Below are 15,116 nucleotides of genomic sequence, written 5' to 3' on the forward strand. Positions count from 1 at the left end.
ATGCTCTCGCAACTCTCGATCCGGGATATCGTTCTGATAGACCGGCTCGATCTTGGATTTGAGAGAGGCCTTTCGGTTCTGACCGGCGAGACCGGCGCAGGCAAATCCATACTTCTCGACAGTCTTTCTCTGGCGCTTGGCGCGCGCGGCGACGGCAGTCTCGTGCGTCATGGCGAGGAGCGCGGACAGATCACCGCCGTTTTCGACGTTCCGGCGAATCATCCGGCGCGCCTGCTGATCCGCGAAAACGGCCTCGACGACGATGGCGACATCATTCTGAGACGCGCCCAGACGGCCGACGGACGCGCAAAGGTTTTTATCAACGATCAACCGGCGAGCGTAGGTCTGATGCGGGACGTCGGGCGGATGCTGGTCGAAATCCACGGTCAGCACGACGACCGCGCCCTGGTCGATCCCAACGCGCACCGCCGGCTTCTTGACGCTTTCGGCGGACTTCAGGAAAAGGCGTCTGCCGTCACGGCGCTGCACCAGGCCTGGCGCAAGGCGGAAAAGACGCTGATCGAGCATCGGGAGAAGGTCGAGTCCGCCGCGCGCGAGGCCGATTACCTGCGGTCATCGGTAGATGAACTGGAGCAGCTTGCGCCGGTGGACGGCGAGGAAGATGATCTGGCCGAGCGGCGGGCGCGGATGATGAAGGCAGAAAAGATCGCCGCGGACATCAACGAGGCCAACGAGATCATGACAGGCCATGGATCGCCTGTGCCTGTACTGAGTTCGCTTGTCCGGCGGCTCGAACGCAAATCATCCGAAGTGCCCGGCTTGCTTGATGATATCGTCGGCGCGCTTGACGGCGCTCTCAACAGTCTCGGCGACGCCCAGACGGCGATCGACAGGGCGATGCGGGACGCCGAGTTCGATCCGCATGAACTGGAAGCCTGCGAGGAGCGCCTGTTCGCATTGCGGGCGGCGTCGCGCAAATATTCGGTCCCGGTCAGCGAACTGCCGGCGCTTGCGGAGCGGATGGTCTCGGATCTCGCGGAACTCGACGCCGGCGAAGAGATGCTGGCGAAATTGTCGGTCCAGGTTTCTGAAACCCGAAAAGACTACGAGGCCGCAGCCGGCTCGCTTTCCGAAAAGCGCCACAGCGCCGCAATCGCCTTGTCAGAAGCCGTCATGGCCGAACTGCCTGCGCTCAAGCTGGAGCGGGCGCGTTTCTTCGTCGATGTCGACAGCGACGTGGCGCGCGCCGGTCCGGACGGGATCGACCAGGTGTCCTTTCAGGTCCAGACCAACCCCGGCGCCCGTCCTGGCCCGATCCTGAAAGTCGCCTCGGGCGGCGAACTGTCGCGTTTCCTGCTGGCGCTCAAGGTCGCGCTTGCCGACAAGGGATCCGCGCCGACGCTGATCTTCGACGAGATCGACACTGGCGTTGGCGGCGCCGTAGCAGACGCCATCGGCAAACGGTTGAAACGGCTTTCCAAGACCGTTCAGGTGCTCTCGGTCACCCATGCGCCCCAGGTGGCGGCGCGGGCCAATTCGCATTTCCTGATCGCCAAGGGCGACGCCGGCGGGGCTTCGGTAACGACCAGGGTTCGCGTCATGGACGAGGACGCGCGCAGGGAAGAGATCGCGAGGATGCTCGCCGGCGCCACGATCACCGAAGAAGCGCGGGCGGCCGCCGGGCGGCTGCTTGCCGAAAGCGCGTAACCGGCGATTAAATCCGATTGTCCGATGATAACGTGACGCGAAAATTCACGACATTCGACATCAACGTCAAATGGGGAGGCGCCGGCTGTTTCCAGACCCGTCTTCGTGGATTAAATAGGCGCAGGAATCAGGACGCGACCAATGCCGAAATCTTCCATACCCGTTGACGAGCTGAGCGCCGAGCAGGCGAGGGAAGAACTCGCCTGGCTCGCCGCCGAAATCGAAAAGCACAATCTTCGCTACCATACGCAGGACGCGCCGGAAATTTCGGACGCCGACTATGATGCGCTGAAGCGCCGTAATCTCGCGATCGAAGAGAAGTTTCCCGAGCTGAAACGCACCGACTCGCCGTCGGACCGTATTGGCGGCGCGGTGCTGGACAAATTCGAGAAGGTGACGCACCGGGCGCCGATGTTGTCGCTCGACAACGCCTTTTCCGACGAGGACGTAATCGAATTCGGCAATCGGGTGCGGCGCTTCCTGAAGATGTCTGCTGACGACCCGCTCGTCATGACCGCCGAACCGAAGATCGACGGCCTGTCGCTGTCTCTCCTTTATGAGTCCGGCAAACTCACTGTGGCGGCGACCCGGGGCGACGGGACGGTTGGCGAGAACGTCACGGCCAACGCAAGGACTATCGCGGATATCCCGACGACGTTGAAGGGCGACGCGCCGGACGTGTTCGAGGTGCGCGGCGAGGTCTATATGACGAAATCGGATTTCGCCGAATTAAACCGCCGTCAGGCGGAAGCGGGCAAGCAAACCTATGTCAATCCGCGCAACACGGCCGCGGGGTCGCTTCGCCAGCTCGATTCGTCGATCACAGCGCAGCGCCCGCTGAAATTCTTCGCCTACGCCTGGGGACAAGTCTCCGAACTGCCCGCCGATACGCAAATGGGAATGGTCGAGCAATTCGGCGCCTGGGGGTTCGTCATCAATCCGCTGATGCAGGTGTTCGATTCCGCCGATGGCATGATCCGGCATTACCGCGAGATTGAACAGCAACGCGCCAATCTCCCCTATGACATCGACGGTGTCGTCTACAAGGTCAACGATCTCGCGCTTCAGAACCGGCTTGGATACATCTCGCGCAGCCCGCGCTGGGCGATCGCCCACAAGTTTCCGGCCGAAAAGGCGACGACACTCCTGCGAGACATCGAAATCCAGGTCGGACGCACCGGCGCCTTGAGCCCCGTCGCCCGGCTGGATCCGGTCACCGTTGGCGGCGTCGTGGTGTCCAACGCCACCCTGCACAACGAAGACTATATCGCCGGTATCGGCAGCGACGGACAGCCGATCCGGGATGGAAAGGACATCAGGATCGGCGACACGGTGACGGTCTATCGCGCCGGAGACGTGATCCCGAAAGTCGTGGATGTCGATCTTTCACTCCGGCCCAAGGACAGCAAGCGTTACGAATTTCCGACTGTCTGTCCGGTCTGCGGCAGTCCGGCGGTGCGTGAAATCAACGAAAAGACGGGACGGGCGGACTCCGTTCGCCGCTGCACCGGCGATTTGTTCTGCCCGGCCCAGGCGATCGAGAAGATACGCCACTTCGTCTCCCGCAACGCTTTCGACATAGACGGCTTCGGCGAAAAGCAGGCCGAAGCGTTCTACAATGCAGGTCTGATCAGCAACCCCGCCGATATCTTCTCGCTTCGGCAAAGGGATGAAACAGCCGAACTGAGACTGAAAGACCGCGAAGGATGGGGCGAGCAGAGCGCCGCCAATCTGTTCGACGCAATCGACGCCCGGCGCACCGTCGATCTGCACCGTTTCATTTTTGCCCTCGGCATCCGCCACGTTGGCGAGGGGAACGCCAAGATCCTGGCGCGCACCTATGGAACCGCCGACCAATTCCTGACAGCGGTGGAAGAGGCGAGCGACGACGAGGGTGAAGCCTGGTCCGATCTCAACAATATCGACGGCATCGGCCCCAAGGTCGCGCAGGCGATCGTCGCCTTTTTTGCCGAGCCGCATAACCGGGCGATCGTGGAGCAGTTGCTTGAGCAGGTGCGCCCCGCCGACGCCGAGCAGGTTGCGGCCGACTCCCTCTTTTCCGGCAAGACGATCGTGTTCACCGGTTCCCTGGAGCGCATGTCGCGCGACGAGGCCAAGGCGATGGCGGAGCGGCTGGGCGCCAAAACCTCCGGTTCGGTCTCAAAAAAGACCGACCTCGTTGTGGCTGGCCCGGGCGCCGGATCGAAGCTGAAGAAGGCGACCGAACTCGGCGTCGAAGTGATCGACGAGGATGAATGGTTCGAAAGGGTCGGCGCATAGCCCTATTCATCAGGCGCGGTGATGCGTCGATGACAATGTCTGCTATGTCCATGTTGCATGGCTGACCCGCCTTGCAATCTAGGGGTGACGCCCGTATCCGTTTGGTTTGATATCGCCGTTTCCGCCGGCGTGTTGCAGGCGAGGATCCATGACAGACGCAGACCGGGCAGATTTCCTTCAGGGCATGAAGGATTGCGTTCCAATTATCCTGGGATCCGTGGCCTTCGGTATTTTGTTTGGCGCGCTCGCTGTCGAAAACGGCATGAGCCTCTATCAGGCGGTGCTGATGAGCGCGACCATTTATGCCGGCGCCAGCCAGATGGTTGGCATTGAGCTGTTCGGCTCGAACGTCGCGCCCTGGCTGATTGTCCTTTCCATCTTCGCCGTCAATTTCCGGCATGTCCTTTATTCGGCAACGATTGGGCCAAGGCTCAAGTCCTTCAGTTTCGCCAAAAAGGCGCTGGCGTTTTTCCTGCTGGTCGATCCGCAATTCGCCGAGTCCGAGCGGCGCGCCGAGCGCGGCAAGCCGATCAGCTTTGCCTGGTATCTTGGCATGGCCATTCCAATCTATTGTTGCTGGGTGACGGAGGCCGCGATCGGCGCCTATTTCGGAAAGTTCATCGGCGATCCGACGGCCTACGGCCTCGATTTTCTGCTGCCTGCCTATTTCCTTGGGCTTGTCATGGGGTTTCGCAGACGTCGCAACTGGCTTCCGGTTGTTTTGACGAGCGGCGCGATCTCGGTCATCGCCTACAAGACGGTCGGATCGCCCTGGCATGTCAGTATCGGCGCAATAGCCGGTGTGCTGCTTGCGGCGATCATGGCCAAACCGGCGTCGCCGGAACCGGTTGTGGACTACGAAGCGGGAGATGCGTGATGGATACAGCATCCTCCGAAATCACCTGGATCATCATCGCAGGCGCGATTCTCACCTATATGGCGCGGTTCGGCGGCCACGTCGTGCTGTCGCGTTTCAAAACCGTGCCGCCGCGTGTCCTGGCGGCCCTCGACGCGGTGCCGGCCGCCGTCATGACGACGCTGTTTGCACCCGTTGCCCTGACCAATGGCTGGCCGGAGGCGATCGCAATGGGACTGGTTTTGCTGGTCGGACTGCGCTTCAACATGACAGCGATGCTGATCACCGCCTGCGTCAGCATCGTTGCGCTGCGCCATCTGTTCGGCTGACCTAAGTCAGTTTGTGACCAGCCAGTTTCAATGACTGTCGAACCCGGTCCGCTAACTGCTCCACGTCGAAATCGTCATAATCATGGATCTTCCAATACCGTGCGTCGCAGACCTTGGAGGCTTTCGGCGGCATCGCTGCGATATACGCCTGCACGACTTCGTCACCGTCTTCTTTTTCAATACAGGGATTGCCGCATGAAGAGAGCCTGGATTTGTCCGTTTCCGTCATGACGCATTCTGGCCAATGGGTTCTGTCGCCCGGATCAGCCATTCGCGATCCTCGTCTTTGTCGATGAGCGGCGCGAGTTCTTCGCGGACCCGCGCATGATAGGCGTTCAGCCATTGCAGTTCGTCCCTGTTCAGAAGGTCGGGGAGAACTAGGCGGCGGTCGATCGGGCAGAGCGTGAGGGTTTCAAAGCCAAGCATGGGCTTGTCTCCGCCCTCGATCGCTTGCGGTTCGTGGACCAGCACCAGATTCTCGATGCGAATGCCGAAGGCGCCGTCGCGGTAATATCCGGGCTCGTTGGAGATCACCATGCCGGGTTCAAGAGATTGCATGCCACGGCGCGAGATACTCTGCGGGCCTTCGTGAACCGAGAGATAGGAGCCGACCCCGTGTCCGGTGCCATGGGCGTAGTCGCCGCCTGCTTTCCAAAGGGCGATGCGCGCGAACGCGTCGATGTCGACGCCGCGGGTGTTTTCCGGAAACCGGAGCAGCGTGATTGAGATCATGCCCTTGAGAACCAGGGTGAACCAGCGCTTTTCTTCCTCGCCCACAGCGCCGATCGCAACCGTGCGGGTAATGTCCGTCGTACCGTCGACATATTGGCCGCCGGAATCGACAAGGTAAAGTTGTCCAGGCTCCAGCGTACGGTTCGTCGCCGTCGTTACCCGGTAATGGATGATCGCGCCGTCAGGGCCGGCGCCCGAAATCGTATCGAAGGAGATGTCCTTCAACGGCGCCTGCATGCGTTCGCCCGTCGTTCGACGGGCCTTCTCAAGCGCCTTGACCGCGCTGATCTCGTCGACAGAGCCGGGTTGTTGGCGGTCGAGCCAGGAAAGAAACGCGGTCATGGCGGCGCCGTCACGTTTGTGCGTCGCGCGACTGCCCTTGATTTCGGTGTCGTTCTTGATGGCTCTGGGCAGCCGCGCCGGATCGGCATGCTCGACAAGTCTGCCGCCCCCGTCAGCGATCAGGCTGGCGATTTGAGATGAAGCAAGCGCCGGATCGAGCATGATGGCGCAATTCTTCGCAGCCAGATCGGCTATCGCGTCCGCAAATGTGGCCGGAGCGCGAATATCGGCGAGCTGGGTCAGGTAGGCTCTGGTCTTGCGATCGAGCTTGCTTTCGTCGATGAAGATCGCGGCGGTATCACCCCTTTCGATGATTGCGAAGGCGAGGGGATGCGGCGTATGCGGCACATCCTGTCCGCGTATGTTGAACGCCCAGGCGACGGAGGAAGGGTCGGTCAGGATGCAGGCGTCGGCCTTTGCCCTGGATATGGTCTCGCGAATGGCGGCCAGTTTCTCTTTCGGCGGCGCGCCGGCGTATTCCAGCGGCTGGATCGAAACCTTTCCGGACGGCGGCGACGGCCGCTCCCGCCAGATGCGATCGACCGGGTTGGCGGGCAGACGGACGACCGTAGCGCCGATTTCATCGGCGGTCTTTTCGAGCGCCTTTATCTCGGCAATTGTGTGCAGCCAGGGATCCACGCCGATGCGAAGACCCTTATGGCCATTGATCTTCAGCCATTTGGAGGGCGGGTTTTCGACGAGGTCTTCCGGCGTGAAAACCTCCGTATCAACCTGGTCCGATACCTGCGAGCGGTAGCGGCCGTCCACGAAGACATGGGCGGTTTTTCGCATGACAAGGGCGACGCCCGCCGAGCCGGTGAAGCCGGTCAGCCAGGCGAGCCGCGCTTCGGAGTCAGGAATGTATTCGCCCTGGAATGCGTCGGACCGCGGAACCAGAAACGCGTCGATTTCAAGCTCGTCGAACAGGCTGCGCAACGTCTCGACCCGTTCTTTTCCCTTGTCCGGCGAGGCCGAGGTTTCGAATTCCTGGAACATGCAACACTCTTCTACTGTTGTTTCGGCTGTTTTTGCCTATTTTATTCGCAACTGCAGCATAATTGTTCGCATATGCAACATTTGCACGGCTACCATGCGTTTCCCCGTCTAACAGGCGTTTGCGGCAGGGAGTATATACGGGACAACACAGTTCGACACCAATTCCTGAAAGGAATAAGCCCATGTCCAGTTCGTTTTTCCGCAGTGCATTCGACCGTATTGCAACCGCTCGCGAAAAGCAGGCTCGCCGTTATGTCAACAGCGTGCTGATGACCATGGATGACGAAACGCTGAAGAGCCTCGGCCACACCCGTGAAGAGCTTCGTCGCTCCGGTTACTCCGCTCTGCCGTTCTGAACAAATTAACTTCTATTGGCGGACAGGTGCAGGGTGACCCACCCTCCGCGCCACAGAGTATGGCGATGATAAAGTCCCTGGCCAGCGAAAGCGGCCAGGACTTTCCATCTCTGGCTCGCCAAAATCCCTGAAAGAACGACCGAGCCGCCGGGCGCCAAATGCCTGGCGATGGAAGGCGCCATCTTCATCAAGGGACGCGCCAGAATGTTGGCGACGATCAGCTCGAACGGACCTTTCCTGTCGAAAATCGCCGAATGAAACCCTGCGGCGGTTTCGAACGCAATCGCTGACGCCGTTTCGTTCAGCTTGCTGTTGCGACGGGCGACCTCGACCGCCACCGGGTCGATATCTGTGGCGAGAATGTCGCAGAGCCCCTGTCTGGCAAGCGCGATGGCCAACACGCCGCTTCCTGTCCCCAGATCCAGCGCATTGGAGAAATGGCGCGCTTTCGCAAGCCGGCCGATCATCTCCAGGCAGCCGGCTGTCGTTCCGTGATGACCGGTTCCAAACGCCTGGCCGGCTTCGATCTCGATCGCCAGTTCGTGCGGCTGCGCTGTTGCGCGATCGTGTGAGCCGAAAACAACGAAACGCCCGGCGCGCACCGGCTTCAAGCCCTCCAGCGAGCGGCTCACCCAGTCGACATCGGGCAGGATTTCCGTTTCCACGACACTATCGGGAAATTCACTCTCCAGACGCGCCTGCATGACGGCGCGGACGTCGTCGACGTCAGCTTCGTTCACATAGACCGATGTTTCCCAAAGGTCCTGTGTCTCGTCCACTTCCATTGTGGCGAGAGGCAGACCTTCTTCCTCCATCCAGTCGGCCAGGAGATCCATGGCGAGATTGCAGTCGCTTTCGCTGCCGCGGATGAAGAGGCGGATCTGACTCAATTTGGCGTGTCTCCCCGGGGTTTTGGACCATAGCTCAGCACACGGTCATTGGCGGCCGGTTCGGCGGAGGCGGTTGTCGCGAACACGAGCCGGCCGTTTGACCTGATCCACAATAAAACGATATTTTCATCCGAACGGCTCTTGCGATAGTCCTCGATGGTGAAGTCTTCGGTGAGCTTTGTGACGCGGAAGTCCCACCCCTCCAGTTCCTTCATGGAAAGATCGTGATGGGTCAGCGGCGGATCGGACAGCGGACGGCCGCCGAGCGTAAAGGTAACGGCGTTGCGCTTCGCGCCGCCATTGTCAGGCGCGATCTGGAAGACGTTGGAACGGCCGAGTTCCGGCCCGAAATTCGTGCAGACCAGCGTGTTGTAGGCGTCGTTGTCGGAGATGGCCATCAGCGCGGAGTAGTCATGGAACTGGACCGTATGATGCGCGTCCTCCGACAGTATCTCCCCGAAATAGACAGGGATATTGGCGAACCGGGCTTCCTTCAGTCGGTTCCAGTTCCTGTCCGCAATCAATACCGGAATTTCCAGGTCCTTGAGAAGGGCGGCCAGCTTCCGCGCCCATGTCGACCCGCCTACGATGAGCAACCCCGGAACGCCCCTGGATTTCAGCCCCAGAAGGCCTGCCAGAGGCGAAAGGGAAAACCCGTGGAGGATGATCGACAGGATTACGACCGCGAAGGTCACCGCGACCATTCTGGAGCCGTCCTCGACGCCCATTGAGCCGAGCGCGGAACCGAACAGGCCGGATACGGCGACCGCGACGATGCCGCGCGGCGCGATCCAGCCTGTCAGCAGGCGTTCCTGCCAGCTGAGACCGGTTCCGATGGTCGCAATGAAAATGGCGATCGGGCGGATAACGAAAAGCAGCGCGGCCACGAAGGCAAACACCCGCCAGTCAAGCGACGCGATGTCGTCCATCGTCAGCGAAGCAGTCAGCAGAATGAAGACGCCAGAGACAAGCAGGACGGTGATCGTTTCCTTGAACCGGCGGATCTCGACCAGGCTGGCGATCCTCGTGTTGGCGATGGCGACGCCCATTATCGTGACCGTCAGGAGGCCGGCTTCTTCAAGGATCAGGTTCGTGACGGCATAGGCGAGCAGCACGGCGACAAGGAGAATCGGCGCCTTCAGGAATTCGGCGACGTAGCCGCGGATGAAGGCCCACTGCAGGAAACGCGCGGCCAGCCACCCGCCGCCCACCGAGAGGATGAGCGCGAGCGGCGCCATCATGGCCAGATGCGACGCTTCGTGCCCGCCGTGCAGAATCAGGAACACTTCAAATGTCACAACGGCGGCCAGAGCCCCGATGGGATCGTTGACAATCGATTCCCATCGCAGAAGCGACGCCGCGCGCGACGACAGCCGCGCCTGTCGCAGCAACGGCGCAATGACGGTCGGTCCCGTGACGATCAGGATGGCGCCAAGCACGGCCGCGGTCGGCCATGAGAGACCCGCGATATAGTGACCGGCCAGAACAGACATGATCCAGACCAACGGTCCGCTGATCAGGATGATGCGGCGAACGGCCGTCGATGTTTCGCGAATTTCCCGGAAATTGAGCGTCAGACCGCCTTCGAACAGGATGATCGCCACGGCGAGCCCCACCAGGGGCTGGTAGACGTCGCCGAAATCCTGCGCCGGATTGATAAAGCCGGTAATTGGACCGGCGACAAAGCCGGCGATCAGCAGCAGGACGATGGAGGGAAGCCGCAGACGCCACGCAAGCCATTGCGCGGCAATGCCGGCCGTGCCGATCAGCGCGATTTTCAATGACAGGTCATGCATCGGGAAGGGTCCGGGGTTCGCAAGCCTCCCAGATGTAGAGGATCAGGCGGTCAAAGGAAACTCCCGCCTTGTAGTCTGATCTATCCGCTGATCAGGTTCTGCAACTTCTTGACGGCCGTGTCGCCGTCCTCGCCAAAGGAAATCGTGCCGCGGAAACGGCCGTCCTTGTCGAGCAGGAAGACGCTCGCTGTATGGTCCATCGTGTAGTTTTCGTCCGGATTGTCCTCGTCCGTCGGAACCTTCTTGAAATAGACCTTGAAGCCCCTGGCCATATCCCGCACTTTTTCGGGATCGCCGGAGACGCCAATGATGCGCTTCGACACGTTGGAAACGTAGCTGTCGAGAATTTCCGGTGGGTCGCGCTCGGGATCGATCGTCACGAAATAAGACTGAATTTCATCGCCGTCCGGATCCACCTGCTTCAGCCAGCCGTCAAGTTCGAACAGGGTTGTGGGGCAAATTTCCGGACAGTGCGTGAAGCCGAAGAACAGCGCGGTCGGCTGCGAATGGAGTTCCTTGTCCGTGAAGCGATCGCCATGCTGATCGACGAGGTCGAATGCGACGCCATAGGGCTTTTCCAGCAGCGCCTCGTTGCTGCTCGACCACTGATAGGCGATCCAGCCGAATGCGCCTGCCAGCACGACGACGAAGGTGAGGAGGAAGATGCGTATTGCCGTCATGGCCGCTCCGGTTTCAGGCAGGTTTTCAGGTTTCGTGGAGGACTATATGGAGCGCAGCGCCGCCCGCGTCACCATGATAATTTGCCACACGGATGCGCCTGACACTCAAAAACACCAGGAAAGGCCGGTCGACGCATAGGTCATGAAGATATCTGCGCCGTGCCGGTACCATCCGGCAAAGGCGACAGTCGCCGCGCCGCTCGCCACAAGCGCGACGATTGCGCCGATGAGAATACGGTCGAATGTGGAGCGTGGCGTCTTCATGGGGCTAATATAGCGTGAGCATGTGGCGGTTCCAATGGGATTATTGTCCGAGCACCAGCCCTTCGCGTCGGGGATCTGCGCCGCCTTCCAGCAAGCCGTCGCGGATGACGACGCCGTGCAGGCCGGAATTCAGCTCCCGGATTTTGACCTCGTAGCCCATCCCCGTCAGCTTTTCGGAAAGGTTATCCGCCAGCGCGCCTTCTTCCACGTCGAATGCGCCGAAGCGGTTGACGGCGTGGGGCATCGCGATCGCCTGCTGGACGTCCATGCCCCAGTCGATCTGCGCGATCAGGGCCTGCGCGACATAGCCGATGATGCGGCTGCCTCCGGGAGAGCCGATCGCCATCACCGGTTCGCCGTCCTTCATGACAATCGTTGGCGCCATGGACGAGCGCGGCCGCTTGCCCGGCTCGACGCGGTTTGCGATCGGAACGCCGTCGCGATGGGTGCGGAAGGAAAAGTCTGTGAGTTCGTTGTTCAGGATAAAGCCGCCGACCATGAGGCGCGCGCCAAAATAGTTCTCGACCGTCGACGTTATCGACACGACGTTGCCCTCCGCATCGACAATTGAGAAATGCGTGGTGGACGGCAGTTCCAGGCTCTCGTCATCGGCAAGCAATTGCGCGTGGTCCCAATGCGGTTCGCCGGGGGCGACTTCGTCGGGCGCAAGGACGGCCCCGGACTCCAGCAATCGGGCGCGCTCGTCCAGGTAGGCGCGATCAAGCAGGCCCTTCAGCGGCATCGGCACAAAGTCGATATCGGCCATGTAACGGCCGCGATCGGCGAAGGCGAGGCGGGAGGCGTCGCCGATCAGTCGCCAGCTTTCTGGATCGTCCGGCCCGAGAGACGCGAGATCGAACGGCTCCAGCATGCCGAGGATCTGCCCGATCGTAAGCGCGCCCGAAGAGGGCGGTCCCATGCCGCATACGTCGTGGGTGCGGTAGCTCATGCAGACCGGCTCCCTCTCCACGATGCGATAGGCGGCGAGGTCTTCCAGAGACAGAAGGCCGGGGTTGTTGTCCGCTGTCTGCACCGTTTCGACGATCTGCTCAGCGAGCGGTCCCCGATATAAGGCGTCCGGCCCCTTCTCAGCAATCATCCGCAGGGTTTGCGCATAGGCGGGATTCTTGAGAATATGCCCCACAGGAAGCGGCTGCTGCCTGTCATCGTAGAAATAGCCGCGGGGACCAGGATAGGTGGTGAGGCGCTCCGCATCCAGGGTCAGCAGTGCGTTCAGCCGCGGCGTGACCTCGAACCCGTTCTCGGCGAGATCGATCGCCGGCGCGACGAGTTCAGCCCAGTCGAGCTTTCCGTATCGCTGGTGGGTGTCGTAGATAAGCTTCAGCGTGCCCGGCGTCCCGACGGACCGCCCGCCAACCACCGCGTCGAAGAAGCCGAGCGGTTCGCCATTCTCATCCAGAAAAAGCTCTGGCGTGGCGTCGCGCGGGGCTGTCTCGCGCCCGTCGAAGGTGGTCAGCCGGTCGTTTGTCGCATCAAAATAGACGAGAAATCCGCCGCCGCCGATGCCGGATGATTGCGGCTCGACAAGACCGAGAACAAGCTGAACCGTCACCATGGCGTCTATGGCGCTGCCGCCTTGCGCCAGAACATCATAGCCCGCCTTGCTCGCGAGCGGATGCGCCGTCGCGATCATGAAATCCTTCGCCGTCGCCAGCTGGCGTTCGGCGGTTCCGGTCGCGCTTTCCGGCGCCACGGCGTCCGTCGCCTGCTGCGCGGCGGCAAACCCGGCCGTCAGCAGAAATGCGGAAAGGGCAATCGGCTTCAGAAATGGAGCGGCTTTCCAGGGCATTTTAGATTCCTCCGTGACGCTTCGCTCATCCGGCCACAGATGCCTGCACCTTTTCAAGCGAAAAAGGCCGCCCCGAAGGACGGCCTTTCGAAATCGTTGGTGACTGTGCCGAGGTCTACAGCGTGATGCGGTACTTGGCGAAGCCTTCGGCTCCGTCTCCCGCGGCTTCGATATTGACATCCTTGACGTCGGCCATGAACGCCTTTGCCTTCGGCCCGGTTTCGAAGATCACGCTCGCGCCTTCGACCGGCGCGAAGGTCCAGTTGCTGTCGGCGGACGGGTTGATCGTGCCTTTCTCGACGATATAGCGAACGATCACGTCGCGGTTCGTGTCGGGCGCGATGAAGATCACCACGTCGTCGTTGATGCCGGGGAAGTTTCCGCCTCCGCCGGCGCGATAGTTGTTCGTCGCCACAACGAACTTCTGGTCCGGATCGATCGGTTCGCCATTGAACTTGAGATCAACGATGCGATTGGCGTCCGCGTCGAGCAACTTGCCGTCCGGGTCGTATTTAGAAGGTTGCGTGAGATCGATCTTGTAGGTCACGCCGTCGATGACGTCGAAATTGTAGGACGGGAAGCCGCTGTTGATGAGCGGCTGATCGGCTTTGCCAGGCTCGACCTGGTTGAAGATGCCGGCGGAGCGCTCCAGCCAGTCCTTGACCTGCGCGCCGGTGATGGCGACGGCGCGCACCGTGTTCGGATAGAGATAAAGGTCCGACACGTTCTTGATGGCGACGTCGCCCGGCGCCACGTCCGTGTAGTAGTCCGGACCGCCGCGACCGCCGGCCTTGAAGGGGGCTGCGGCCGAAAGAATCGGCAGGCTTTCCCACTCCGTGCCCTTCATCATCTGGTCGATGTACCAGGTCTGCGCCTGGCTGACGATCTGCACCGACGGGTCGTCGGCGACGAGGGCGAAATAGGAGTGGAGCGGCGCCGATGTCTTGCCGACGGGCCGGCGGATATATTGGAGCGTCGCCTCGTGTTCCTTCGTGACCGAGTCCAGCACTTCCTGCTGGTCGTCGACCAGCGGCACGACCTTGCGGCCGTCGCGCTCGTAGATCGAAGGGGCGCTGGTAGTGAAGCTGGCGATCTTCCACTCATTGCCGTCGCGCTCCAGCATCAGGTCGATAATGCCGAGGTTGGAGCCCCAGAAGCCGCCCATGGCGGCCGGCTTGCCCTGCAGCGTCCCCTTTTCGGCGTCGACGCCGTCCAGGCCTTCATATTTCGGGCCGGGGAAAACCAGGTGGTGATGGCCTGTAAACAGCGCGTCAATGCCGTCCACGCCGGCAAGATGCAGCGACGCGTTCTCCATGCCGTCGGTCTGGCTCGAGGCGTCGATGCCGGAGTGCGACAGGGCGATGACGATATCTGCGCCTGCTTCCTTCATTTCCGGAACCCAGGCTGCTGCGGCCTGGACGATGTCGCGCGTATTGGCGTTGCCTTCGAGGTGGCGGCGATCCCAGTTCATGATCTGCGGCGGCACGAAACCGATGAGGCCGATCTTGATCGGATGTTCATTGCCGGCGCCGTCGGTGATGGTCTTTTCAAGGATCACGTAGGGTTTCAGGAAGAGCTCGTCGTCGCGCGCATTGGAGGCGAGCATGCCCTTCGTTACGTTGGCGGACACGACCGGGAAATTGGCGCCGTTGAGCGTCTTGAACAGGAAGTCCAGGCCGTAGTTGAATTCGTGGTTGCCGAGCGTCGATGCTTCAAATCCGAGCGTGTTCATCGCCTGGATGATCGGATGCATGTCGCCTTCCTTCATGCCGCGCTCGTAGGCGATGTAGTCGCCCATCGGGTTGCCCTGGAGGAAGTCGCCATTGTCGATCAGCATGGAGTTGGTCGCTTCGTCGCGGAACTTCTTGATCAGCGTCGCGGTGCGCGACAGGCCAACCGAATCCGACGGGCGGTCGCCGTAGTAGTCGTAAGGGTAGACGTGAACATGCAGGTCGGTCGTTTCCATCAGGCGCAAATGGGCCTGGTTGTCGGCCGCATGAACCGAGAACGGGTGCAGGAGGGCAAGCGAACCGGCGGCGGCCGTGCCCCTGAGGAAAGTGCGTCTGTTTATCAGAAATTCTGGGCGTTTGATCATGGTGATTCTCCCGTCCGGCAAT

Annotated in this window: 13 protein-coding genes; 5 read left to right on the top strand and 8 right to left on the bottom strand. The window is 61.2% G+C overall.

What is annotated here, in order from left to right; translation table 11 throughout:
- From recN to K1W69_RS01180, 4 genes are all read left to right on the top strand, one after another.
- The gene (recN, locus tag K1W69_RS01165) at positions 1-1,668 is read left to right on the top strand and encodes a DNA repair protein RecN (protein ID WP_220226500.1); all 1,668 of its coding nucleotides are present in this window, start codon (positions 1-3) and stop codon (positions 1,666-1,668) included.
- A 141-nt stretch (positions 1,669-1,809) separates the two neighbouring features.
- Complete coding sequence (ligA, locus tag K1W69_RS01170; RefSeq protein WP_220226501.1) at positions 1,810-3,948, top strand: NAD-dependent DNA ligase LigA; 2,139 nt, start codon at positions 1,810-1,812, stop codon at positions 3,946-3,948.
- Between the two features lie 148 nt (positions 3,949-4,096).
- The gene (locus tag K1W69_RS01175; RefSeq protein WP_220226502.1) at positions 4,097-4,825 is read left to right on the top strand and encodes an AzlC family ABC transporter permease; all 729 of its coding nucleotides are present in this window, start codon (positions 4,097-4,099) and stop codon (positions 4,823-4,825) included.
- Entirely contained in the window at positions 4,825-5,133 is a 309-nt protein-coding gene (locus K1W69_RS01180) for an AzlD family protein (RefSeq protein ID WP_220226503.1), read from the top strand. The genes K1W69_RS01175 and K1W69_RS01180 overlap by 1 nt, the downstream gene beginning before the upstream one ends.
- Before the next feature lies 1 nt (position 5,134).
- Here K1W69_RS01180 and K1W69_RS01185 read toward each other — a convergent pair whose 3' ends face one another.
- Together K1W69_RS01185 and K1W69_RS01190 are read right to left on the bottom strand one after the other, a co-directional pair.
- Positions 5,135-5,362, bottom strand: coding sequence for a hypothetical protein (locus tag K1W69_RS01185; protein ID WP_220226504.1), 228 nt, complete (start codon positions 5,360-5,362; stop codon positions 5,135-5,137).
- Entirely contained in the window at positions 5,359-7,203 is a 1,845-nt protein-coding gene (locus tag K1W69_RS01190) for an aminopeptidase P family protein (protein WP_220226505.1), read from the bottom strand. The genes K1W69_RS01185 and K1W69_RS01190 overlap by 4 nt, the downstream gene beginning before the upstream one ends.
- Positions 7,204-7,385: 182 nt before the next feature.
- Here K1W69_RS01190 and K1W69_RS01195 point away from each other — a divergent pair, with 182 nt between their 5' ends.
- Positions 7,386-7,559: a hypothetical protein gene (locus tag K1W69_RS01195; protein WP_220226506.1), complete on the top strand. Its 174-nt coding sequence runs from the start codon at positions 7,386-7,388 to the stop codon at positions 7,557-7,559.
- Between the two features lie 5 nt (positions 7,560-7,564).
- On the opposite strand, the gene K1W69_RS01200 is transcribed toward K1W69_RS01195, so the two are convergent.
- From K1W69_RS01200 to K1W69_RS01225, 6 genes are all read right to left on the bottom strand, one after another.
- Entirely contained in the window at positions 7,565-8,449 is an 885-nt protein-coding gene (locus K1W69_RS01200) for a 50S ribosomal protein L11 methyltransferase (RefSeq protein ID WP_220226507.1), read from the bottom strand.
- Positions 8,446-10,245, bottom strand: coding sequence for a cation:proton antiporter (locus K1W69_RS01205; protein WP_220226508.1), 1,800 nt, complete (start codon positions 10,243-10,245; stop codon positions 8,446-8,448). The genes K1W69_RS01200 and K1W69_RS01205 overlap by 4 nt, the downstream gene beginning before the upstream one ends.
- Positions 10,246-10,325: 80 nt before the next feature.
- Positions 10,326-10,925, bottom strand: a complete 600-nt coding sequence (locus K1W69_RS01210) for an SCO family protein (protein WP_220226509.1) — start codon at positions 10,923-10,925, stop codon at positions 10,326-10,328.
- 105 nt (positions 10,926-11,030) lie between these two features.
- The gene (locus K1W69_RS01215) at positions 11,031-11,189 is read right to left on the bottom strand and encodes a hypothetical protein (RefSeq protein ID WP_220226510.1); all 159 of its coding nucleotides are present in this window, start codon (positions 11,187-11,189) and stop codon (positions 11,031-11,033) included.
- Between the two features lie 40 nt (positions 11,190-11,229).
- Positions 11,230-12,999 (bottom strand): gamma-glutamyltransferase, encoded by a 1,770-nt coding sequence (gene ggt, locus K1W69_RS01220; protein WP_220226511.1) that lies wholly within the window; start codon positions 12,997-12,999, stop codon positions 11,230-11,232.
- Positions 13,000-13,114: 115 nt separating this feature from the next.
- The gene (locus K1W69_RS01225) at positions 13,115-15,094 is read right to left on the bottom strand and encodes a bifunctional 2',3'-cyclic-nucleotide 2'-phosphodiesterase/3'-nucleotidase (protein ID WP_220226512.1); all 1,980 of its coding nucleotides are present in this window, start codon (positions 15,092-15,094) and stop codon (positions 13,115-13,117) included.
- Positions 15,095-15,116: the final 22 nt, after the last annotated feature.

This window comes from Flavimaribacter sediminis (assembly GCF_019492055.1).
GTDB lineage: Bacteria > Pseudomonadota > Alphaproteobacteria > Rhizobiales > Rhizobiaceae > Flavimaribacter > Flavimaribacter sediminis.